Genomic DNA, 24,397 nt, shown 5'->3' on the forward strand with positions numbered 1-24,397 from the left:
TTCTCCGTAACTAAAATTTTTATTGACAATCATATAATATTTATGTTATATATGAATTATAACAAAATGAAAAACTTTTTTCAATAGGAGTAATAAAAATGTATTATTTTGATAAAGATTTTTATTTAATGAATTTAAATTTTAAAAATCTTAATTTAAAGCTAATTAAAAACACATTTATATTTATAATACTTATCCTTATCAGTATCTTTTTTAAGAGTTATATTTTCTTACCTTTGATACTTATACCTGCCGCTTTGGATATAATTTTATTTTTGATAAATTTAGGTATATCCGATGACTTATATAAAAAGGTGATGAAAAAGAAACTGGATAGCTTAAATAAAATCAAAGACACTGATAAAAACGAAAACTATTATCTAAATGAAATCATCATAAAATACGAACTCAAAGAAATAAGCCTAAATAAAGCTATAAAGGATATCAATAAACTTGATGAAACATCGGAAGAAATATCTTTTGCAAAAACGAAATTCAACATCATAAATAATCATAATCACAGTATAAAACTAAATAGCGAAGAAAAAGAAGATTATTTAAATATAATAAGAAATTATGACCCAAAGTCATATATAGGTTTATTTGAAAAATGCAGAATGCTGATGATATTAAATGAATATGAAGAAGTGCTTGATATATTAAATAAAGATGATACAAAAATAAATATCTCAAATATGGGATTTATATTCTACAAATACATCTTTTTATATATTATTTACAATAAATATAATGATACAAAAAAAGACTTATTATATCAAAAACTAAAGAATTTCTTTTTTATAAGTAAATTTAAAGTCTACTTTGACAATGCTGTTTTAAATTATAATAGTACAAATATTTAGTATAATAATCTTTTTATATTAAAAATCACTATACATTATATAAACAGTATATTATATAATTATTAATAAACAATATAAATCAAAACTATATTAATAATTTACCCTTTCATAATAAAAAGCTCTCCAATAATTTGGAGAGCTTTTAGTTTTAAATTATTTTATAATTCCCATGTTCCACAAACTATATATCACTCCGTGAGATTGTTTTAATCGAAGATTAAAAATCCAATCGAACGAAGGCACCGCGCCCAGCGGAGATTTTTGGAACTTTTTATCTCTAAAAAGTTCAGATTATTACATCATAGGAGGTGTCATTTGAGGAGCATTTTCTTCTGATTTGATATCAGCAACACTTGCTTCTGTTGTCAAGAACATCGCACTTACACTTGCTGCATTTTGCATAGCTGATCTTGAAACTTTGGTTGGGTCTACGATACCTGCTTCAAACATATCTTCATATTTAAAGTTGTAAGCGTCGAAACCTTTGCCTTTTTCTTCATTCAATAATTTATCAACTACTACACTTCCTTCAACTCCTGCGTTGTAAGCAATTTGTCTGATTGGAGCTTCAACAGCTCTTCTGATGATAGAAGCACCTGTCTTTTCGTCTCCTTCAAGAGAAGCAATCAATTTGTCGATTGCAGGGATAGTAGCTATCATTGCGCTGCCGCCTCCCGGTACTATACCTTCTTCAACCGCAGCTCTTGTAGCGTTAAGAGCATCTTCGATCCTGTATTTCTTTTCTTTCATTTCGGTTTCTGTCGCAGCACCGACTTGGATAACTGCTACGCCGCCTGAAAGTTTAGCAAGTCTTTCCTGTAATTTTTCTTTATCATATTCTGAAGTAGTTTCAGGGATTTGTGCTTTGATTTGACTTCTTCTGTCTTCGATTTTATCTTGGTCACCTTTACCTTCAACGATAATTGTATTTTCTTTGTCAACTCTTACTTGACTTGCTCTACCTAACATATCAAGTGTTGTTGATTTAAGATCCATACCAAGTTCTTCACTGATCACCGTACCGCCTGTTAAAATAGCTAAATCATCCAACATAGCTTTTCTTCTGTCACCGAAGCCCGGAGCTTTTACAGCAACACAGTTGATTACGCCTCTAAGTTTATTGACTATCAATGTAGAAAGTGCTTCACCTTCAATATCATCGGCAATAATCAATAAGTTACCGCCTGCTTGCTGTAATTCAGTTAATACAGGTAAGATTTCCTGCATGTTACCGATTTTCTTATCAGTTAAAAGGATGTATGGTTTGTCGTATACACATTCCATTTTTTCAACATCTGTTGCCATATAAGCAGATAAATAACCTCTGTCGAACTGCATACCTTCGGTAAATTCAAGTTCAACTTTCATTGATTTACCTTCTTCTATCGTGATAACACCGTCGTTACCTACTTTTTCCATAGCTTCTGAAATAAGTTCGCCTACAGTTTCATCAGCTGAAGAAATAGCAGCAACTTGTGCTATAGCTTTTTTGCCTTCTACAGGTTTTGAAATTTTCTTTAGTTCTTCCACGAAAGTGTCAACTGCTTTTTCGATACCTTTTTTAAGTATCATTGGGTTAGCACCGGCAGTTACGTTTTTAAGACCTTCGTTGATTATTGACTGTGTAAGGATAGTAGCGGTTGTTGTACCGTCCCCGGCAACATCATTTGTCTTTGTAGCAACTTCTTTTACAAGCTGTGCTCCCATATTTTCAAATTGGTCTTCAAGTTCGATTTCTCTTGCGATAGTTACACCGTCGTTAGTGATTATCGGAGAACCGAAACTTTTACCCAAAACAACGTTTCTTCCTCTTGGTCCGAGTGTTACTTTAACTGTATCCGCTAATTTATCTACACCTGCTCTTAAACCTTCTCTTGCTTCTATACCATGTTTAATTTCTTTTGCCATTTTATATCACCTTTCCTTACTCTCTAATTATTTTACTATAGCTAAAATATCGCTTTGTCTTAAAATAAGATATTCTTCGCCTTCCAATTTAACTTCAGAACCTGCATATTTGGAATAAATAACAGTGTCGCCTTCTTTTACGTCTAATGCAACTTTTTTACCGTCTACGATTTCACCGGAACCAACCGCAACGATTTCACCCATTACAGGTTTTTCCTTCGCTGTATCAGGTAAGATGATACCTGTTGCTGTAGTTTTTTCTTCTTCCTTTACTTTAATTACGACTTTGTCGCCAAGTGGTTGTAATTTCATTTTTTACTCACTCCTCCTAATAATTTATATTATTTTCTTACTCTTCTATTCATTAGCACTCATCTTTCCTGAGTGCTAATAGTATTTTAGCACACTTAGATTTATTGTCAATACCATTTAAGAAAAAAATTGCAACTTTTATAAATTTTAATCTTATTTTAATTTTTATATCGACAGCTCTCTTTCGGGCACTACGCCTCGCTTTGCGAGATTCCGCGCCCTTAAAATAACTAATTCATATCTACTATTAATACCATTTGTCCATTATTTATTCAAAAGAAAATATATATTCACGATTATATACTTTTAAATATAAACATTTAAGGATATTATGACGATAATGAACATTTATATAAAAAAAGAGCAGATGAAACTGCTCTTTTTTTGATATTTTAAAGTGATACCTTTATCCTCTGTACCTTAAAACTCTGATAGAATTAAGTATCGCTATAACTGCCACCCCGACGTCCGCGAAAATCGCTTCCCACATATTTGCAAGTCCCAATGCACCGAGAGCCATGACTCCGATTTTCACAAATAATGCAATGAATATATTTTCTTTAACGATGGTCAGGGTCTTCTTGGAAATCTTATATCCCGTCATTATCTTGCTTGGTTCATCTGTCATTATAACAATGTCACTTGCTTCTATAGCCGCATCACTTCCAAGTCCTCCCATTGCTATACCTATGTCCGCCATAGTCAAAACGGGCGCATCATTAAGTCCGTCACCGACGAATACAAGTTTTCCGTTTTCCGATCTTTTATCAATGAGTTCTTTTACTTTATTTACTTTATCTATTGGGAGAAGCTCTGTATACACTTCATCAAGCCCAAGCTCTTTGCCGACATATTCACCGATTTCCTTTTTATCGCCGGTCAGCATGACCGTCTTTTTTATACCTGCGTCCTTAAGAAGTTTTACAGCATCCTTAGAGTCTTCTTTTATTTCATCCCTTAAAACAAGACTGCCGAGGAATTTACCGCCTTTACTTACATACAGCACGGTCCCGATACTATCTGCTTCCGATGCGTCAATATTATTTTCTTTCATTAAAGCATATTTACCGACCAAAACTTCTTTTTCATCGACAACAGCCTTGACTCCGAAACCAGCCAGCTCTTTTACGTCGTTTACTCTGTTATTATCGATATCCTTACCATATCTTTCCTTTACGGATAAAGCTATTGGGTGATTTGAAAAAGCTTCCCCGTAAGCCGTGATTTCTATCAGTTCATCAACATCGACACCGTCTTCATTATTTATTTCTTCTACTTTGAATACGCCTTTTGTAAGCGTACCTGTTTTATCGAATACCATTATTTCACTTTTAGAGAGTGCTTCCAAGTAGTTTGAACCTTTGACTAAAACCCCGCTGCTGCTTGCAGCACCTATACCGCCGAAGAAACCGAGAGGTATAGATATAACAAGAGCACAAGGACAAGATATAACAAGGAATATAAGAGCCCTGTATATCCATGAGCTGAAAGCTTCACCGAGTATCAAAGGAGGAAGTACTGCAAGAAGCAATGCACATGTAACCACTATAGGTGTATAATATCTCGCAAATACCGTTATAAAGTTTTCAGCCTTGGATTTTTCACTGCTCGCATTTTCAATAAGTTCAAGTATTTTAGCCGCAGTGGATTCATCGAATTCTTTGGTTACTTTTATCCTTAAAATACCATTTAGATTTATACAGCCGCTTAAGATTTCGTCTCCTTCACAGACTTCTCTCGGAACGGATTCTCCGGTCAAAGCCGAAGTATCGAGAGTTGAATTACCATTTATGATAATACCATCCAACGGAACTTTCTCTCCCGGTTTTACTATAATTTCATTACCGATTTCTATATCATCAGGGTCTACTTGGATTATTTGTCCGTCTTTTTCTATATTTGCATAATCAGGGCATATATCCATCAAATCTCCTATGGACTTTCTGGATTTATTTACCGCATAGCTTTGGAAATATTCCCCTACTTGGTAGAATAGCATAACCGCAGCACCCTCGGCATAGTCGCTTAATACTATAGAGCCGATTGACGCGATAGCCATAAGAAAGTTTTCGTCAAATACCTTCCCTTTTGATATATTCTTAACTGCTTTTAATAATACATCATACCCGGCAAGTACATAAGCTGCTAGATACAATACGCTCTGTGCGGTTTCATTTTTTAGAAAAAAACCGAGAAAGAAAAGTATTAAAGCCACTATGATTTTGTAAAGTTGTTTTTTCTGCTTATCCATGTTTTCACCTTTTCCTCTTATGTCTATAAGATTACTGCGTCTTCATCTACTCCTTTGACAGCCTTTTTTGCCTTTTCTAAAATTTCATCAAATCTTTCATCGTCCGCATCCAAAGTAAGTTTTTGAAGCATGAAGTTGATGTTTGCACTGTTTACTCCGTCAATCTTTCTTATTTCTTCTTCCATTTCCATTGCACAGTGTGCACAGTCGATATTGTCCATTTTTAATTTCTTTTTCATTTTTATGTCTCCTTTAAAATTAAATTATTCTTCTATATGGTCTATACCTTGATTTAGTATAGTCATCACATGTTCATCGGCAAGTGAATAAAAAACCGTCTTTCCGTCTTTTCTGTTCTTTATAAGCCTTGCATTCTTAAGATTTTTAAGCTGATGAGATACTGCGGACTGCGTCATACTTAGTATATTTGCAATATCGCATACACACATTTCGCTTACAAGTAAGGCATTTAAAATCTTTATCCTTGTACTGTCTCCGAACACTTTAAAAAGCTCTGCCAAATCATATAGCTCTTCTTCATCGGGCATTTTATCGTGTACTTGTTTTACTATATCTTTGTGAACATGTTTAAGTTCACATGTTTCAATTTTTGCTGCCATATTCATCTCTCCTTATTTTATATATGAATATCTGTTCATATGTTATTATATTCATTTATTATATATTGTCAACACTTTTAACAAAAATATTTAAAGATTTATAAAAAAAATAAATAGTATTTAAAATCCTATTTACTTCCTTATTAAATACATTAAACCCAATAATTGAAAACACTTAATGATTTTATAATTTATTATATTTTACATATACATATTCTTTTTATATATTTAAGCTATTAAAAAAATTTCTAAATTCTTAAAAACGTTCATATTTGATTTAAGTGACAGTTTTATATTCAATACTTAAACAAACTGATTATACAAATATTTAAAATCAAAAACGAATATGTATTTATATTTCATCAAAAAATATCTATTTAATAAAAATATTTAAACCAACTAAATAAGTTTATTTATAGAACATAAATTATTCTTTATAGAGAATATCTCAATGAACCAAAACCATATTATGATTTTGAATTTTTACGACCTAATTAATTTTAAATATTTTCTATATAAGAAATTTCGATTTTAATTCTATAAAACAACTTGAAAAAGTTATAATAAGCATAACTTATTTAACAAGATACGAGAAAAATACATATATAATTAATAATAAATCAAAATTATAAAGAAAAAAATAACAGGAAAAATACATTTTTTGATTTTCAATCGCTAACATGAGATAAATAAAAAAGCAAAACTTAATTATTATATAAAAATAATTTTTTTAGATAATAAAAGCTTACTAATAAATATTACCGAACAATAGAAATAATATATTATTACCATTTAAACCATATAAAAAAACTTTTAAACAAAACTGTTGAAACAATAAAAAACACAGCAGAATAAAAACACTATTGATTTAACATATCTAATAAAATATTTTTAGTAACCGATATAAATATAAATTAGCATTAATTTATATTTATTTTATATATGAAAATATAATGTATTAGACACTGATTAGTAGGCACGAAAATATCTGACGAAAATATTTGGAAGACCGTAAATATTGCATTTAATAATAAATTAATACTTCCAATACTATATTTAATAATACAAAAAAGACTATTTATAAATGATTTTATAAATTTATATCATCGGTCTAAGAGCATTTAAAACAAAAAAATATCTAAATTTTCTTGACAATTACAAAAAAATGGATTATGATGAAAAAAATCAATTATGAACAAACCATATAAGTAAGAGTAGTAAATAAATAATTATATTTCATAGAGAGTCGATGTGTGGTGGAAATCGGCAGATATAAATTTATCGAATGGACTTACTTCGGGCAGCGAACAAATCAAAATTTGAGAGTATTTGCTGACGGGATCTTCGCCCGTTATAAAGGAAGCATATATGATAGTATATGACAAAGCGGCTTATTTTAAGCAATTTGGGTGGTACCGCAGGAAATATAACTCTTGTCCCTTACAGGGATAGGAGTTTTTTTTATAAAAAGAAAAGGAGAAGTAAAAATGAAAAACAAAGAAATACCTTACAAAATTTATTTAAGCGAAGACGAGATGCCTAAAAAATGGTATAACATAAAAGCAGACATGAAGGAACAGCATGAACCGTTCCTAAATCCGGGAACAGGTCAGCCAATAACAAGAGATGAACTTAGACCTATCTTTTGCGATGAACTTGTAGATCAGGAACTTGATACCACTACGAGATACTTCGATATCCCTCAGGAAATCAGGGATTTTTATAAGATGTACAGACCGTCCCCATTGGTAAGAGCTTACTTTTTAGAAAAATATTTGGATACACCTGCACATATTTACTATAAATACGAAGGAACAAATACATCTGGCTCACATAAGTTAAATACAGCTATAGCTCAAACATATTATGCAAAGAAACAAGGTGTAAAAGGTCTTACCACAGAAACGGGAGCAGGTCAATGGGGTACCGCGATGTCAATGGCGTGTGCATACTTTGACTTACCTTTAAAAGTTTATATGGTAAAAGTATCCAGTGAACAAAAACCATACAGAAAAGCAGTTATTCAAACTTACGGAGGAGAAGTTATCCCTTCACCATCAGAAACTACGGAAATCGGAAGAAAGATATTAGCTGAAAATCCGGGAACAGGCGGAAGCCTTGGATGTGCTATTTCGGAAGCTGTAGAAGAAGCGGTTAAAAACAATTATAAGTATGTACTGGGTTCTGTTCTTGACCATGTAGTAATGCATCAAAGCATTATAGGTTTAGAGACAAAGGCAGCCCTTGAAAAATACGACATCAAACCTGACATCATGATAGGATGTGCGGGAGGAGGCTCTAACCTGGGTGGACTTATAGGAATATTCGCAGGAGAAAAAATCCAAGGCAAAAACGATATTCACTTTATCGCAGTCGAACCTCAGTCATGTCCTTCAATGACAAGAGGAAAGTATGCTTATGATTTCTGCGATACGGGAAAAACGACACCTCTTGCAAAGATGTATACACTAGGTGCGGGATTTATCCCTTCACCAAATCATGCAGGCGGACTGAGATATCATGGTATGAGCCCTATAGTGTCTAAATTATATCATGACGGTATCTTAGACGAAGCAAGAACAGTTTCACAAACGGAAGTATTTAAAGCCGCAGAAGAATTCGCAAGAGTGGAAGGTATACTTCCCGCTCCGGAATCATCTCATGCTATCAAAGTAGCCATGGATGAAGCCCTTAAATGCAAAGAGACGGGAGAAGCAAAGAATATCGTATTCGGACTAACAGGAACAGGTTACTTCGATATGACTGCTTATATGCAGTATAACGCAGGGGAAATGAGCGATACCGAAATCACTGACGAAATGTTACAAAAAGGTTTTGACAGCTTACCAAAACTATAGAATATAAAATCCTTTAAATAAAATAATTTGTTTATATGTTAATAAAATCACAAATAAGATATAAATGTCTTATTTGCGATAACGAATAAAAGCACCCCTAAAGGGTGCTTTTTTATAATTTAATATGAAATAATAATATATTTAATAGGATATATTATGTTGAAATAAAAAATATATTATTTATTCTAATTACCTCGGGGCACTACGCCTGCTACGCAGATTCCGCGCCCCTAAACAAAAAACGCCATACGGCGTTTATTTTATATCAAATATTTCTTTTGCATTCTTATTTGTTATCTCTATGATTTCTTCATAACTCACCCCTTTTACCTCAGCAAGCATCCTTGCGGTGTATTCCACATAAGAGGGCTTGTTCCTCTTTCCTCTGAAAGGTACGGGAGTAAGATAAGGACAGTCAGTTTCTATCAAAAGTCTATCGAGAGGTGCCGCCTTTGCCGCTTCTCTAACATTATTTGCATTTTTAAAAGTAACGCTTCCCGAGAAAGAGATATACATCCCAAGCTTAACATATTCTCTGACCATTTCAGCTGACGCGGAACATGAATGTATTATTCCCGTGTTACCATTTAAATGTGCCTTTAATATGTCATAGGTATCGCCCGCGGCGTCTCTGGAATGGATTATAACAGGTTTATTAAGTTCACTGGCAACTTCCATCTGTCTTATAAATACTTCCTTTTGAATATCTCTGGGAGAATTGTCGTAGTAATAATCAAGACCTATTTCTCCGTAAGCCACTACCTTTTCGTTCTCTTTCACCAGCTTGATAAATTCATTTTCAAGGATATTATTATAATCTTTACTGTCGTGAGGATGAAGTCCTACCGCGGCATAGAAAAAATCTTCTTTTTTACTTAATTCAACAGCTCTTAGAGAAGACTCATAATCATATCCTATATTTACGACTCCGTCAAAATGCTTTTCTTTAAGCTCTTTTATTATATCATACAAATCTTCACTGAATTCTTCGTCATTTAAATGAGCATGAGTATCAAATAGCATAATTATTTTTTGTCCTTTTCGTTTGTTACATATACTTTTTCGTTTGGATATATAAGTCCGAGATATTTTTTTGCAAGATATTCTATATAAGACTTACTGTCGGAATTATTAAGCTCTTCGTTAAGTTCCTTTGATTTAAGCTTTTCTTCGCTTATCTGCTGAGTAAGTTCGTTTTTTTGTTTGTTTAAAGAATAATATTTATATTCCATAGTCAGCATCTTGACCGCAAACAAAGCAAAGACAGCAGTAAGTATCAAGAGAATAACCCTTTTTTTCTTACCTGCTCTCTTTTTTAATCTTTTTTTCTTTCTTTTTCTCGCTTCTATGCTGTCCCGGGGATTTAAAAGTTCTAAGTCCTCTCTTCTCATTATCTATTCCTTCTTTTTTAAGATATACTTTAAATTTATTATAACTCATTTTTATTTTTAATGGAATAGACAAAAATCTTTTTAATAAACTTTTAATTTTGCCGATAGACTTTTGATGTTTTTTAACAAATTTTCTTTTCCTCTTTACTATACCCTTCTTCGTATTTGTCTTTATAAGACCGAGTTTCCTCGTTATAAACAAAAGAAGACTTTTATAAAAAGGTGATATCAGAAAATAGTACGCCACGAAACCCAATACAAAACTCAGTACACTGTAATATCTTAAATCAAAATATGTAGTCTTAAAAAAGAGATTGACCGTAAAGACTCCCGCTACCAAACAAAAACATAAATCCGAGAGAGTCACCCTTTTTGTAAGAGCATAAATGATGATCGTTATCGTGTGATATAATATCCCGAGTATACATCCGCCGTAAAAGGTCTCCAGCAGAACTAAATACTGCGAATATAAATTATTGTTCATTATTTAAATATTTTAGAAAAGAATCCCGATGATTTTTCCATAAAGTCTATATCGTCATCATAATTAATAGCATAGATATTTCCGTTAAGAGCGATTTCTCCGTCTTCAAGATTAAGTTTTTCTATTTTTAAGTCTTCCCCGTTTATCGTAAGCATACCAAGAGAAGTTTCCAAAACTACCGTTTCATCATTAAAGTTATGCACATCTAAACAATCATTTATTTTAAGGTTTCCTCTGTTATATAGTTCGAGTCTTTGATCCGTTACACTTTTGTTGTCCATAATTTTTCTCCTAACAATATATTTAATAATATATATTTTATATGGAGATAAAAAAGAACAATAAAAATAAAAAACCTCCTTTTTGGGAGGTAAAACTTTATTGTTTTGTTTTTAGTTTTTTTAGTTTATCTATCTCATCTCTGAGTTTTGCCGCAAGTTCGAATTCCAAATTCTTTGCATATATTTTCATTTGCGTAGTTAGTAATTCGATTTCCTTATCCACATCATGCTCGAATTCTTCTTTGTTTGAAGTTATCTTCTTAACTACATCTTCTGCATCCACATCTTCTATAGAAAGCGCTGACATTGCATTTTCCGTAGATTTGACAATACCCTTTGGAGTGATATGATGCTCCTGGTTGTACTCTGACTGTATCTTTCTTCTTCTGTCGGTTTCACCTATAGCACGTTCCATCGACGGAGTCATCTTATCGGCATACATAACTACTTCACCGCCTAAATGTCTCGCCGCCCTGCCTATCGTCTGGATAAGTGAAGTTTCACTTCTTAGGAACCCTTCCTTGTCGGCGTCGAGTATGGCTACGAGAGATACTTCAGGTATATCAAGACCTTCTCTTAAAAGATTTATACCAACGAGCACGTCGAATACATCATCTCTTAAATCTTTTATAAGCTTCATTCTCTCTATGGTATCCACATCAGAATGAAGATATTCTACCCTTATACCTACTTCACTGAGATAATTTGTTAAATCCTCTGCCATACGCTTCGTAAGAGTGGTAACGAGGACTTTTTCATTTTTCTCGGTTTTTTCCTTGATCCTGCCTATCAAATCTTCTATCTGTCCCTTTGTTTCCTTTACAGTTATCTTAGGGTCTATAAGTCCCGTAGGTCTTACTATACACTCTGCGATCTCGGCAGAACGTTCTTTTTCATAGTCGTTAGGTGTAGCGGATACATATACGAGCTGATTCATCCTCTCTTCAAACTCTTCGAAATTAAGAGGTCTGTTATCGAGAGCCGAAGGAAGCCTGAAACCGTAATCTACAAGGTTCATCTTTCTGGCTCTGTCCCCTGCATACATACCTCTTATCTGCGGTACGCTTACATGAGATTCATCTATGAAAGTAACAAAATCTTTTGGAAAATAATCCAGCAGCGTATAAGGAGGAGCTCCCGGAGGAAGGTCATTGAGATGTCTGGAATAATTTTCTATACCCTTACAGCTGCCTATTTCTCTAAGCATTTCTATATCATAATTAGTTCTTTCTCTTATTCTCTGGGCTTCCAAAAGCTTCCCGTTCTTTTCAAACTCTTCTGCCGTGACTTTTAACTCTTCGCTTATTGATTTCAGTGATCTCTGTATACTGACTTCATCGGTAACATAATGACTGGCAGGATAAATAAAAGTATGCTTTATACTCCTGATTATCTCTCCGGTCAAAGAGTTTATTTCCAGTATCCTGTCTATTTCATCATCAAAAAACTCTATCCTTATAGCTTCTTCACTGCTGTTGGCAGGAAATACCTCTACGCTGTCGCCTCTTACTCTGAAAGTCCCTCTGTGGAAATCTATATCGTTTCTCGTATACTGTATATCTATAAGTTTCCTTATCACATCATCTCTTTCTTTTATCATTCCCGGACGAAGAGATAAGACTTGTTCTTTATAGTGAAAAGGACTACCCAGTCCGTAAATACAGCTTACCGACGCTATTATTATGACGTCTTTACGCTCGAATAATGCCGAGGTCGCAGAGTGACGAAGCTTATCTATATCATCGTTTATGCTGGAGTCCTTGGCTATATATAAGTCTCTTCCCGGAACATATGCTTCCGGCTGATAATAATCATAGTAAGACACAAAATATTCCACCGCATTATCGGGAAAGAAACTTCGAAACTCATTCGCCAGCTGAGCCGCCAAAGTTTTGTTATGAGCCATGATGAGAGCGGGTCTTTGAACTTTTTCTATTATTTTAGCCATTATATACGTCTTACCGCAGCCTGTTACACCTAAGAGCGTCTGATCTCTGTTTCCGGCAAGGATACTCTTCGATAACTTATCTATTACTTCAGGCTGTCCTCCCGAGGGTTCATAGGGAGAATGCACTTTAAATTCAGGCATGTAAATACCTCCTTAATAATCATATTTTATTTTTTCTAACCAATATAATTCCTATACACTTTATACTTCACATTAAACACATTATTATAAGATTTAATTTAATTTTACTACAAAATATTTTAAATGTACATAGAAATATGAACATTTGTTCTTGTTTTTATGGGGGAATTTGATTTAATATAAAATATCCTTTAGTGACAAAAACGAAATACTGAATATATTAAGGGGCGCGGAATCTGCGTAGCAGGCGTAATGCCCCGAAAAAACAAGCTGAAAAATTAAAATACATAAAAAAGACCGCCCAAAGCGGTCCTCATATCATACATAAGCTTCTTCTTTTTTGGTCAAGCACATATTGACGGATTTTTTCCACCCTGAATATAACTCTTCTCTCTTTTCATCTGTTATCTCACTAATAAAAATCTTCTTTGTCGTTCTTACTTTTTTAAGCTCAGCTTTATCTTTCCATACTCCCGTGGCAAGTCCCGCAAGGAATGCCGCACCTAAAGCAGTGGATTCAATACAGTTCGGTTTATTTACAGGACAGTTCAGCATATTTGCCTGAAACTGCATTATAAAATCATTTTCGCAGGCTCCCCCGTCTACCATCAATTCTTTTAAAGGTGCATTGCTGTCTTCCGTTATCGCATCCAGCAAATCTTTTGTCTGATATGCGATACTTTCAAGCGCCGCCCTTACTATATGCGCTTTTTTAGCGCCTCTGGTAAGTCCGGTCATTATCCCTTTTGCATACATATCCCAGTAAGGAGCCCCCATTCCCGTGAATGCGGGAACGATATATACTCCGTTTGTATCTTCAACGCTCATGGCTATGTCATAGGTTTCTTTTGCTGTTTGAATAAGTCCCAGCTCATCTCTTAACCACTGAACCACCGCACCTCCGATAAACACGCTTCCTTCCAACGCATAATTTACTTTGCCGTCTATACCATACGCTATAGTAGTTAGAAGTCCATTTTTTGATTTTATAGGTTCTTCTCCTGTATTCATAAGAAGGAATAATCCTGTTCCGTAAGTATTCTTTGCTTCTCCCACTTCATAGCACCCCTGACCGAAAAGTGCAGACTGCTGGTCTCCCGCAACCCCGGCTATAGGTATCTCTTCTCCGATGATTTCCTTATCCATATTTCCTATAACTCCGCTGCTGTCCACTACTTCAGGCAGCATTGATTTAGGTATGTCTAAAGCTTCAAGTATATTTTCGTCCCATTTCAATTCTTTTATATTGTATAACATTGTTCTCGAAGCATTGGTATAGTCGCTTACATGATACTTACCCTTTGTGAGGTTATATATAAGCCAGGTATCTATCGTTCCGAACAATAACTTTCCCTCTTCTGCTTTTTCTTTCGCACCATCTACATTATCAAGTATCCATTTGATTTTCGTCCCCGAAAAATAAGCGTCTATTTCAAGCCCCGTAGCGTTCATTATGTATTCGCCGAAACCCCTATCCTTTAAGTCTTCGCATATGTCCGCAGTCCTTCTGCACTGCCATACGATAGCATTATATATAGGATATCCGGTATCTCTATCCCAAACCACGGTAGTTTCCCTTTGATTTGTTATACCTACTCCTTTTATATCTTTTACATCAACTCCCGATTTTTGTACGCACTGCTTCAAAGTAAACAGCTGTGTCATCCATATTTCCATAGCGTCATGCTCCACATACCCCGCCTTAGGATAGATTTGTTTGAATTCTCTCTGCTCAACGCTCACGATATTAGCTTCGTCATCAAATAAAATCGTCCTGCAGCTCGTCGTTCCCGAGTCAATAGCTAAAATATATTTTTTCATACGACCACCTCTTTAATGTTTATAAATATATTATAATATTTATGTATACGTTTATCAATGTTTATTTACCTGAGATATAGTACTAAAACCCATATCATTTTTATAAAACCATTATTTAAATAAAATATATACAAATTTCTTCAATCATAAATTAAAATCATATTATTAAATAATTATCAATCAAAATGAATTAAATGACTGAAACACACAAAGAAGTACTTGTAAATTTTCAGTTTTTTTAAAACTAAAAATAATGTTTTATATAATAATTAAATTTAGATATTATTGTATAATCAAATCTTAAATGACACCATTTATTTTCTATTAAATAATTCTCAAATAATCTTTTGCACAATAAAAATTTTATCTTTGTACTTAATTGATAATGTATACGACTTTTTACTTTATTTACTATAAAATTTTATACTATATTAATTTATCATTTAATTCTTACCTAAAAATAAAAAGACACCGCATTTTATGCAATGTCTTATTATTTCTATGGATATTTAAGCGTCCTTCCTTACTCCGCAAAAGTCTCAAGAGCCAAAGTTATCATATCATTTAGCTTAGTTTCTCTTTCCTTGCTTGAAAGTATCGTATCTGTATATATGAAATGGTCGCTTACAGTAAATATACTGAGAGCCTTTTTATTCAGGCTTGCCGCTTCCGCATAAAGTCCCGCGGTTTCCATTTCCACCGCAAGCACTCCCATATCTTTCCACTTTTTCCAGCCTTCACTTCCCTGTGCATAAAAGTTATCGCTGGATAGAACATTCCCTACTTTAGTATCGATACCAAGCTCTTTTGCTTTATTAAAAGTATTTAATAACAACTCAAAGTCCGCTATGGGAGCATAAGTCCCTTCCAAATGAAACTGGGACATAAAATTGGAATTCGTACATGCACCCTGTGCTATAATAACATCATTTACATTTACGTCTTCGCTGTACCCTCCGCAGCTTCCAATCCTTACTATATTCTCGACTCCGTAAAAACTGTATAATTCATGAGAATAAATACTTATTGAAGGTATCCCCATTCCCGAACCCATTACGGAAATACTTTTACCCTTATACTTTCCGCTGTATCCAAGCATACCTCTTACGTTGGTTACTTCCACCGCTTCACTTAAAAAGTTTTCGGCAATATATTTTGCTCTTAAAGGATCCCCCGGCATTAAAACCGTCTTATAAAAATCCCCTTCTTTTGCATTTATATGAGGTGTTGGTACTGTCATGATATCCTCCCTTTATATTGATTAAATTCGTAGTATCTTATAAATCACAGTAAGATACTACACTCTGTAAACATCTTTAACGCCCTGAACATTTTTTATTTTTCTAAATAAATCTTCAAGTTCTTTTGTATTATGAACGTTTAAACTTATATTTACTGTCGAACCGTGCTTATTATCCGAGCATGCGGAAAAATTAGACATACTGAAACCTTCATTGCTGACTATGGTGGTTATCTCTGCCGCAAGCCCTATCCTATCCGCTGCGGTAATCCTTACATCGGCTTCAAAAGTCTTATTTTCGTTTAAAACATCACTGTTCCATGATACGTTTATAAGTCTCTCCTGATTTATCGTATTGCTTACGTTTATGCAGTCTGCCCTATGGATAGATACCCCCCTGTTTTTTGTAATGTATCCTACTATATTGTCTCCCGGTACGGGATTACAGCAGTTTGAAAAGAACACAGCTAGGTCGGTATACCCCTGAACGTTTATTGCATTGCTGTTTTTACTCTTCTTATTTTTAACAAGTTTGACTTCTTTTTCTTTTTCTTCGTTTTCAAATTCGTCCTTAAAGTTATCCTTTATCCTTTGAAAAATAAGTCCGCTTTTAAGCCCTCCGTAACCTATTGCGGAATATAAGTCGTCCCATGTATTTACATTAAATCTCTTTTTGACAAATTCAAGATGTCCGTTTGTGGCAATGGTACTTAAGGAATAGCCCTCTTTTTTTACTTCTTTTTCCAAGGCTTCTTTTCCTCTTATGATATTTTCTTCTCTGTCTGCCTTTTTAAAGAACGCCTTTATCTTTGTCTTTGCATGAGAACTCTTTACGATACCAAGCCAGTCCCTGCTTGGACCCTTTGAGTTGGGAGAAGTTATTATATTTACGATATCCCCGTTTTGGAGTTTATAAGTAAGAGGAGCCATTTTTCCGTTTACTTTTGCACCTACGCACTGATTACCGATGTCAGAATGAATTCGATAAGCAAAATCAATCGGACAAGCTCCGCTCGGAAGCTGTATTACTTTTGAATTCGGAGTGAATACGAAAACTTCGTCTGTAAATAAATCGAATTTGACTCCTTCCATGAACTCATCTGCATTTTCAAGCTCATTTTCCATTTCCATAAGTTCTCTTATCCAAATAAGCCTTTTCTCAAAATTATCATCTTTTTTATTTATGGAACCTTCTTTATATTTCCAATGTGCCGCGATACCGTACTCGGCTGTCCTGTGCATTTCATAAGTCCTTATCTGTATCTCAAAAGGTTCGGAACCCTTTGTAAATACTGTCGTATGCAAAGACTGATACATATTAGGTTTAGGCATTGCTATATAATCTTTAAACCTTCCCGGCATGGGGTTCCAAAGAGTATGTGCCATACCGAGGACACCGTAACAATCCTTTACGGTATCCACAAGGACCCTTATTGCAAATAAATCATATATTTCTTCAAAGGCTTTGCCTTTTTTCATCTTTCTGTAAATGGAATAAAAGTGTTTCGGACGCCCTTCTATCTTTGCTTCTATCCCCGACTCTTTCAAAACTTTACCCAGCATATATTTTACATTGTCTATAAAGGCTTCTCTTTCTTCCCTCTTAAGAGCTACTTTTCTTGCTATATCGTGATATGCTTCAGGGTCAAGATATAATAAAGCCAAATCTTCAAGTTCCCATTTTATTTTTGAAATCCCCAGCCTATGAGCGATTGGAGCGTATATATCCAAGGTCTCCCTTGCTTTCTGCCTTTGTTTATCGGGTCTCATTGCGGAAAGGGTCCTCATATTATGAAGTCTGTCGGCTAATTTTATGATTATAACTCTGACGTCATTTGCCATGGCTATAACCATTTTTCTCAAATTTTCCGCTTCTCTCTGCTCTTTTGTTACAAACTGTAGTTTACCTATTTTAGTGACACCGTCTACGAGATTTGCTATATTTTCGTTAAAATTACTTTTTATCATATCATAGCTTGCGGATGTATCTTCGATAACGTCGTGTAAAATCGCAGCGCATATGGTATCTGTATCCATGTGCAGGTCCGTCAAAATAAATGCTACTTCCAGAGGGTGTGATATATAAGGCTCTCCTGAGTAACGCGTCTGGTTTTTATGAGCGTCTTTTGCAAGAAGATAAGCACGTTCTATTATCTCCAGATTTGCATCCTTCGAATATTCTTTTATTCTTTCCTCAAGTCTTTTTAGCATTTCCATGATTACCCTCCTTTCAGTAAAAAAACATTACATAATAAGTCCTTAATTGTTATCTTTTATAATAACATAAACCATTAAATCGTTCAACTTTTTGATAAAATATTATTGATTACAACAATTGTGATATTAATGAAATCCATAGCTATAGTAAATTAAAATATTACATCTTCGGCAAAAAGGTCTTCGGCGGTCGGCAAATCCTTCAACTCGTCATTTATATCCAGAAAATCCACATATTTTTCCGCTTCCGCTTTGGATTTATAAATCGTTATTTTATCACAAGGCATTAGGGAACCTCTCCAGCCCTTCGGCGATTTCATAAATTTTTTACTGCTTTTATTTATCAAATAACATTTAAGTTCACTTGAAATATAATATATAGGATTTTTGCTTAAAAGGTCAAAGTCAAGTCCTATACCTCCTATATATCCCCCGTCACTGTCCGATGCAATAATATAAAATTCAGGAATTGTAAAGAAATCTATATTTGGGATATCATCATCAAAAATAAAACGGATATCATATTCTTCTTTATATTTTCTATAAAACTTTTTATTCTCATCTCTTTCTTCTATGGGCATGGATTCTATTATAACACCTGACATAAGTATCTCGGTATCGTCTTCCTCAGCTATCCCGAAACCGCCTTTTATCTCCGACATATCCACATATAACTTCTTCATTTACAGCTCCTTATTTTATAAAAACAAATATTTACATGATATAAAAATCTTAGTAATCCTTCTTAAATATATAATAACAATTAAATCAGATTTGTTCAAGTGAACAGAAGAAAGTGATTATTTATTATATAAGTAAAATAATCAAAGGTTTTGTTATGATTTTTTAGGATAAAATATTAATATAATTGATTTTAAAGGTGATATTTGGTAATATTAAGTTATTATTGCTTTTATTAAGGAGAGATGAGTAAATGAGTAAAAAACCATATTATATTTCAACCGCAATAGCTTATACTTCGGGAAAACCTCATATAGGAAATACTTACGAAATAGTATTGGCCGACAGTATAGCAAGATATAAAAGACTTACAGGATACGACGTATACTTCCAGACAGGGACCGACGAACACGGACAAAAGATAGAAACCGTTGCAAAGGAAGCAGGGGTAACTCCGCAGGAATTTGTAGACGACGTTTCCACCGAAATCCATAGGATTTGGGATATCATGAACACCAGCTACGATAAATTCGTAAGGACAACAGACCCATATCATGAAAAAAAGGTACAAAATATATTTAAGAAACTCTATGAACAAGGAGATATCTATAAAGACGAATACGAAGGAATGTACTGCGAACCTTGCGAATCATTCTTTACGGAAAGTCAGCTAATAGATGGAAAATGTCCCGACTGCGGAAGAGAAGTGACTTATGAAAAAGAAGAAGCATATTTCTTTAAATTAAGCAAATATGCCGACAGATTAATGGAATATATAGACACTCATCCGGAGTTTATCCAGCCGGAATCAAGAAAGAACGAAATGGTAAACAACTTCTTAAAACCGGGACTAAAGGACTTATGCGTATCGAGAACAAGCTTCAAATGGGGTATCCCCGTCGATTTTGACCCTGGACATGTCGTTTATGTTTGGATAGACGCACTCTCAAACTATATCACTTTCCTTGGATACGACCCTGAGGGGAACCACGAAGAAAACTATAATAAATACTGGCCCGCAGATGTGCATTTGATAGGTAAAGATATCTTAAGATTTCATACCCTGTACTGGCCAATCATGCTCATGGCTCTTGATTTACCTCTTCCAAAGCAAATATTCGGACACCCTTGGCTGCTTCTCGGAGAAGGAAAAATGAGCAAATCAAAGGGAAATGTCATTTATGCAGACGACCTTGTGGATCTATTCGGAGTAGACAGCGTAAGATATTATCTTTTAAGAGAAATGCCTTTTGCACAGGACGGTACCCTTACTTATGAACAGCTTATCGACAGGATAAACGGAGAACTCGTAAATATTTTAGGTAACCTTGTAAACAGGACCATCGCAATGAGCAAGAAGTATTTCGATAGCATGGTCTCAAATCCCAAAGCCGAAGAAGATATAGATAAAGAACTTATTGATTTAATAGAAAAAACTCCTCTTTTGGTAGAGGAAAAGATGAACGAATTAAAAGTTGCCGATGCAATAAACTTGATTATTTCTCTTGCAAGAAGAAGTAATAAATACATCGACGAAACGATGCCTTGGGCTCTGGCAAAAGAAGAAGACAAACAAGACAGACTAAAAACAGTACTTTATAACCTTCTTGAATCCATAAGAGTCATCGGTGTCCTTATAACTCCTTTCCTACCTGAAACCGGAGAAAATATAATAAAGATGTTAAATACTAAAAATTCATCTTATGAAAGTATCCTGAAATTCGGAGGACTTGAAGAAGGTATAACATTAAACAAAGCCTTCGTTCTGTTCAATAGGCTTGACCCAAAAGAAGTCTTGGCTAAAATAGATAAAGACGATAAAAAAGAACAAAAGACACAAAAGAAAAAAAATAAGAAAGCTAAAAAAGAAGCAGAAGAAATCGGTGAAATAAGCATAGATGATTTTGCAAAAGTAGACCTTAGGATAGGTAAAATAATAAGTGCAAAAAAACATCCCGACGCTGATAAATTACTTGTATTCGAAGTAATGGTGGGAAGTGAAAAAAGACAAATCGTTTCGGGCATAGCAAAATACTTTACGCCTGAAGAGCTTGTCGGTAAAAACGTCGTAGTCGTTGCAAATTTAAAACCGGCAAAACTAAGAGGCGAAATTTCACAGGGAATGATTTTACTTGCTGAAGATAATGACGAGAAACTTACATTCATATCTCCCGAAGAAGATATCGAAAGCGGACTTAAAGTAAGATAGGTATAGTTATGGCTTATAAAAATAATAAAGTTGAAGAATTTATTAATAAAACTTACAGCAAGGACCCTGCTCCCGGAGGAGGCGGGGTCTCTTCTTTGTGCGGAGCTCTCGGAACTGCTCTTGCGGGAATGGTTTCAAATTTTACCACAGGCAAAAAGAAGTATGCGGAATTTGAAGAAGACATAAAAGAAATAATAAACAAATCAGAAAAACTGCAAAACAGATTTCTCGATTTGATAGACGAAGATGAAGAAAACTTCCTTCCCTTGTCTAAAGCCTATGGCATAAAAGCAGATACTGAAGAAGAAAAAAAACAAAAACAGGAAGAAATATCAAGATGTTCCATTATTGCATGCAAAGCTCCCATTGATATCATAGACACTTCATATGAAGCGATATTACTTCACAAAGAACTCGTAAAAAAAGGCTCTGTTTTACTGATAAGCGATGTAGGTGTAGGTATAGAATGTTTAAGGTGCGCCCTAAAAGGCGGATATCTTAATATGATGATAAATATGGGTACTATCACCGATAAGACTTTTATAGATAAAAATTTAAATGCATATAAGAAAAAAGTAGATGACGGCATAAAATTATGTGATGAAATATATGAAGAAGTATTAAAAAAACTAAACATTGAGGGTATTTAAATGACAAAGAGATTACTCGGTAGTACCGTTACCAACGAAATAATATTGAAATGCAGAAAAGAATGTGAAGAATTAAAATCAAAAGGTATCAAGCCTCAGCTTGCGGTTTTAAGAGTCGGAGAAAACAAAAGTGATATCTCCTATGAGACAAGCATAATAAAGTTAATGGCTAAGGCTGATATATCCGTAAAATCCGTTGTGCTGAAAGAAGATATATCACAGGAAGATTTTGATAACAACTTAAAGGTTTTGAACGATAATGATAAGATACATGGCATATTGGTTTTCAGACCTCTTCCCAAACAGCTCGATGAAGACAAAATAAAATATATCATAAACCCAAACAAAGACATTGACTGTTTTTCACCTATCAATTTGGCAAAAGTATTCATTTCCGACAAGAGCGGATTTTATCCATGCACACCTCTCGGGGTAATGGAAATGCTGGATTATTATAATATTGAGCTGGAAGGAAAAGAAGTCGTATTGATAGGAAGGAGCCTGGTAGTAGGAAAACCGCTCAGCATGATGTTACTCGACAGGAATGCCACTGTAACCATTTGTCACTCGAGAACGAAAAACCTTAAAGAAGTATGCAAAAAAGCAGACGTTCTGATTGCAGCTGTCGGCAGGGGAAATATGGTAAATAAAGAATATATCAAACCGGGAGCCTTAGTAATAGACGTAGGTATAAACTTTGTAGAGGGAAAAATGTGCGGAGATGTGGATTTTGAGAGTGCTTATGAAACCGCAGGGCTTATTACTCCCGTACCGGGAGGAGTGGGAAGTGTCACGACTTCATGCTTAATGGTAAACTTGATTAAAGCGTGTAAAATGATTAAATAAATATAGTTTAAAAAAAGAGGATATTTAGATATCCTCTTTTTTATTTGAATTTAAATAATCTTTTATCGGATCTTGCAAATTATTTTCCAATAGGAATTCTTCTTTATAACTAAGAAAAAGATACATTATTAGGTAAATTATATTAATAAATAACAATATACCATTAATCGAGATTGTTAATAATTGATTAATGGAATACCCCATTAAATTTAATTCCTGTGAATTTTCAACACTCAATTTAACAAAATTATAATTATTAGGAAATAATGAAATTATATAATTTATAGTAAAAAATAATGTTGAGGTTATAATAGTCATTCTAGCTGATTTTATTTTTAACTTTTCATAATCCAAAAATAAACATAATATAAATAAAATTATTATAAATAGAATAAGAAAAATAAATAATTTACTAATTGCAATTTCTAAATTATTAAAAATAGTCAATGAATACTTACTAATAAAATTAGATACGTGTATACTCATTTTTCTTATAATAATATTAGGAACGAAAACTATTAATAAATTAATAAGTCCTATAATAAATAAAATCAAATAAAAACTAATTAAATTATTTAAGGACATTATTTTTTCTATATTTTGATAAAAAATACAAAACATTATATAGATAGGTAAAATAATCATTAAGATATCATAAAAGTAATTAGGTTCACATTTAATTATATTTGGAGAGAAAAGTAATCCCAAAAAAAGAATAATTAAAAAATAAGGATTTAAGTATAAATTGCTCCTATTACAATATTTGATTTTATTAACAGCAAAATTTGGTATGTCATAATATAAAAATTTTTTAATCTTATACATTTAACCTCCCCGCAACAGTCCTGTCAAATCCCGCTAAATCCTTTATGATTTCGATATCCGCAAAGTTATTTTGAATAAGCAAATCCTTTACTTCCTCACCTTGGTCATAACCGATTTCAAAAATAATATGACCGCCTTCATTTAAATACTTTGAAGCATTGTTTATTATTTCTCTGTAAAAGTAAAGTCCGTCTTCTCCGCCGTCCAAAGCTAAAATAGGTTCATACTTTTTGACATCATCTTCCAAAGTATCAATAATATCTTTTCTTATATACGGCGGATTGGAGATGATAACATCAAACTTACCCTCTACATTTTCATATATATCGCTTTTTATAAATTTTACTCTGTCATCTACATTATGTTCTTTTATATTTTTATTTGCCGTAACAAGTGCCTTTTCGTTTATATCCACACCTAAAATATTTACATTTTCAAGGTACTTTGCTATGGATATACTTATGCACCCGCTGCCTACACCGATTTCCAATATATCCATAGGAATAGCCTTAAAATGCTCAATCATATATTCTACTATGATTTCTGTCTCCGGACGAGGTATAAGTGTTTCTTCATCTACATAAAAATCAAGTCCCATGAATTCTTTTATTCCCGTTATATAACCAAAAGGGACATGTGAACACCTTTTATTTATAAGTTTTTCATATTCGTTTATCTCTTCACCTGTCAATTCATAATCTAGATTAGTGATAAAAAAAACATCATCTTTATCAATCAGATATTTTAAAAGATATCTTGCTTCATTGATAGGATTTTCTATATTATTTTCTTTTAATTTTCTACTTGCAGTTTCAAGAGCTTCTTTTACAGTCATTAAAACCTCTCTTTAA

Annotated in this window: 21 protein-coding genes and 1 other annotated feature; of the genes, 5 read left to right on the forward strand and 16 right to left on the reverse strand. The window is 33.6% G+C overall.

What is annotated here, in order from left to right:
• Window positions 1-98 precede the first annotated feature (98 nt).
• Window positions 99-863: a hypothetical protein gene (locus NSA01_RS04785; RefSeq protein WP_257480373.1), complete on the forward strand. Its 765-nt coding sequence runs from the start codon at window positions 99-101 to the stop codon at window positions 861-863.
• 294 nt (window positions 864-1,157) lie between these two features.
• Here the strand turns inward: NSA01_RS04785 and groL are convergent, their stop codons facing one another.
• The 5 genes from groL to NSA01_RS04810 form a co-directional block, all read right to left on the reverse strand.
• A complete protein-coding gene (gene groL, locus NSA01_RS04790; RefSeq protein ID WP_257480374.1) occupies window positions 1,158-2,771 on the reverse strand; it encodes a chaperonin GroEL in 1,614 nt (537 codons plus the stop codon).
• A 27-nt stretch (window positions 2,772-2,798) separates the two neighbouring features.
• On the reverse strand, window positions 2,799-3,083 hold the full coding sequence (gene groES, locus NSA01_RS04795) for a co-chaperone GroES (protein ID WP_007051001.1): 285 nt from the start codon (window positions 3,081-3,083) through the stop codon (window positions 2,799-2,801).
• 406 nt (window positions 3,084-3,489) lie between these two features.
• Complete coding sequence (locus NSA01_RS04800) at window positions 3,490-5,334, reverse strand: heavy metal translocating P-type ATPase (RefSeq protein ID WP_257480375.1); 1,845 nt, start codon at window positions 5,332-5,334, stop codon at window positions 3,490-3,492.
• 23 nt (window positions 5,335-5,357) lie between these two features.
• Window positions 5,358-5,573 carry a heavy-metal-associated domain-containing protein gene (locus NSA01_RS04805; protein ID WP_257480376.1) on the reverse strand — a complete coding sequence of 72 codons (216 nt, stop codon included), beginning with the start codon at window positions 5,571-5,573 and terminating at the stop codon, window positions 5,358-5,360.
• 24 nt (window positions 5,574-5,597) lie between these two features.
• Complete coding sequence (locus NSA01_RS04810) at window positions 5,598-5,960, reverse strand: ArsR/SmtB family transcription factor (RefSeq protein ID WP_373887181.1); 363 nt, start codon at window positions 5,958-5,960, stop codon at window positions 5,598-5,600.
• Window positions 5,961-7,149: 1,189 nt separating this feature from the next.
• Window positions 7,150-7,398 (forward strand) — a binding site (T-box leader).
• 43 nt (window positions 7,399-7,441) lie between these two features.
• Here NSA01_RS04810 and NSA01_RS04815 point away from each other — a divergent pair.
• Window positions 7,442-8,812: a TrpB-like pyridoxal phosphate-dependent enzyme gene (locus NSA01_RS04815; protein WP_257480378.1), complete on the forward strand. Its 1,371-nt coding sequence runs from the start codon at window positions 7,442-7,444 to the stop codon at window positions 8,810-8,812.
• A gap of 255 nt (window positions 8,813-9,067) precedes the next feature.
• Here NSA01_RS04815 and NSA01_RS04820 read toward each other — a convergent pair whose 3' ends face one another.
• The 9 genes from NSA01_RS04820 to NSA01_RS04860 form a co-directional block, all read right to left on the reverse strand.
• Window positions 9,068-9,835 carry a TatD family hydrolase gene (locus NSA01_RS04820; protein ID WP_257480379.1) on the reverse strand — a complete coding sequence of 256 codons (768 nt, stop codon included), beginning with the start codon at window positions 9,833-9,835 and terminating at the stop codon, window positions 9,068-9,070.
• A 2-nt stretch (window positions 9,836-9,837) separates the two neighbouring features.
• Window positions 9,838-10,203, reverse strand: a complete 366-nt coding sequence (locus NSA01_RS04825; protein WP_257480380.1) for an FtsB family cell division protein — start codon at window positions 10,201-10,203, stop codon at window positions 9,838-9,840.
• The gene (gene yabQ, locus NSA01_RS04830) at window positions 10,112-10,687 is read right to left on the reverse strand and encodes a spore cortex biosynthesis protein YabQ (RefSeq protein WP_257480381.1); all 576 of its coding nucleotides are present in this window, start codon (window positions 10,685-10,687) and stop codon (window positions 10,112-10,114) included. Before yabQ ends, NSA01_RS04825 begins: the two co-directional genes overlap by 92 nt.
• Complete coding sequence (gene yabP, locus NSA01_RS04835; protein ID WP_257480382.1) at window positions 10,687-10,968, reverse strand: sporulation protein YabP; 282 nt, start codon at window positions 10,966-10,968, stop codon at window positions 10,687-10,689. Before yabP ends, yabQ begins: the two co-directional genes overlap by 1 nt.
• A 97-nt stretch (window positions 10,969-11,065) precedes the next feature.
• Window positions 11,066-13,057 (reverse strand): excinuclease ABC subunit UvrB, encoded by a 1,992-nt coding sequence (gene uvrB / locus NSA01_RS04840; RefSeq protein WP_257480383.1) that lies wholly within the window; start codon window positions 13,055-13,057, stop codon window positions 11,066-11,068.
• A gap of 318 nt (window positions 13,058-13,375) precedes the next feature.
• Complete coding sequence (gene glpK, locus NSA01_RS04845) at window positions 13,376-14,878, reverse strand: glycerol kinase GlpK (RefSeq protein ID WP_257480384.1); 1,503 nt, start codon at window positions 14,876-14,878, stop codon at window positions 13,376-13,378.
• Window positions 14,879-15,401: 523 nt separating this feature from the next.
• Window positions 15,402-16,118, reverse strand: a complete 717-nt coding sequence (gene deoD / locus NSA01_RS04850) for a purine-nucleoside phosphorylase (RefSeq protein WP_257480385.1) — start codon at window positions 16,116-16,118, stop codon at window positions 15,402-15,404.
• Window positions 16,119-16,175: 57 nt separating this feature from the next.
• The gene (locus tag NSA01_RS04855) at window positions 16,176-18,329 is read right to left on the reverse strand and encodes a RelA/SpoT family protein (RefSeq protein WP_257480468.1); all 2,154 of its coding nucleotides are present in this window, start codon (window positions 18,327-18,329) and stop codon (window positions 16,176-16,178) included.
• A gap of 158 nt (window positions 18,330-18,487) precedes the next feature.
• Window positions 18,488-19,018, reverse strand: coding sequence for a hypothetical protein (locus NSA01_RS04860; protein ID WP_257480386.1), 531 nt, complete (start codon window positions 19,016-19,018; stop codon window positions 18,488-18,490).
• A gap of 251 nt (window positions 19,019-19,269) precedes the next feature.
• Between NSA01_RS04860 and metG the strand changes: the two genes are divergently transcribed.
• Genes metG through NSA01_RS04875 form a run of 3 tightly spaced genes read left to right on the forward strand, consistent with a single transcriptional unit; the run spans window position 19,270 to window position 22,721 of the window.
• Entirely contained in the window at window positions 19,270-21,225 is a 1,956-nt protein-coding gene (metG, locus tag NSA01_RS04865) for a methionine--tRNA ligase (RefSeq protein ID WP_257480387.1), read from the forward strand.
• An 8-nt stretch (window positions 21,226-21,233) separates the two neighbouring features.
• On the forward strand, window positions 21,234-21,875 hold the full coding sequence (locus NSA01_RS04870; RefSeq protein WP_257480388.1) for a cyclodeaminase/cyclohydrolase family protein: 642 nt from the start codon (window positions 21,234-21,236) through the stop codon (window positions 21,873-21,875).
• Entirely contained in the window at window positions 21,876-22,721 is an 846-nt protein-coding gene (locus NSA01_RS04875) for a bifunctional 5,10-methylenetetrahydrofolate dehydrogenase/5,10-methenyltetrahydrofolate cyclohydrolase (protein WP_257480389.1), read from the forward strand.
• A 24-nt stretch (window positions 22,722-22,745) separates the two neighbouring features.
• Here NSA01_RS04875 and NSA01_RS04880 read toward each other — a convergent pair whose 3' ends face one another.
• Both NSA01_RS04880 and prmC read right to left on the reverse strand, forming a co-directional pair.
• On the reverse strand, window positions 22,746-23,546 hold the full coding sequence (locus NSA01_RS04880) for a hypothetical protein (protein WP_257480390.1): 801 nt from the start codon (window positions 23,544-23,546) through the stop codon (window positions 22,746-22,748).
• Entirely contained in the window at window positions 23,539-24,381 is an 843-nt protein-coding gene (gene prmC, locus NSA01_RS04885; RefSeq protein WP_257480391.1) for a peptide chain release factor N(5)-glutamine methyltransferase, read from the reverse strand. The genes NSA01_RS04880 and prmC overlap by 8 nt, the downstream gene beginning before the upstream one ends.
• Between the last annotated feature and the right edge of the window lie 16 nt (window positions 24,382-24,397).

The sequence above is a fragment of the Anaerofustis stercorihominis genome (genome assembly GCF_024623185.1).
Taxonomy (GTDB): Bacteria; Bacillota; Clostridia; order Eubacteriales; family Anaerofustaceae; genus Anaerofustis.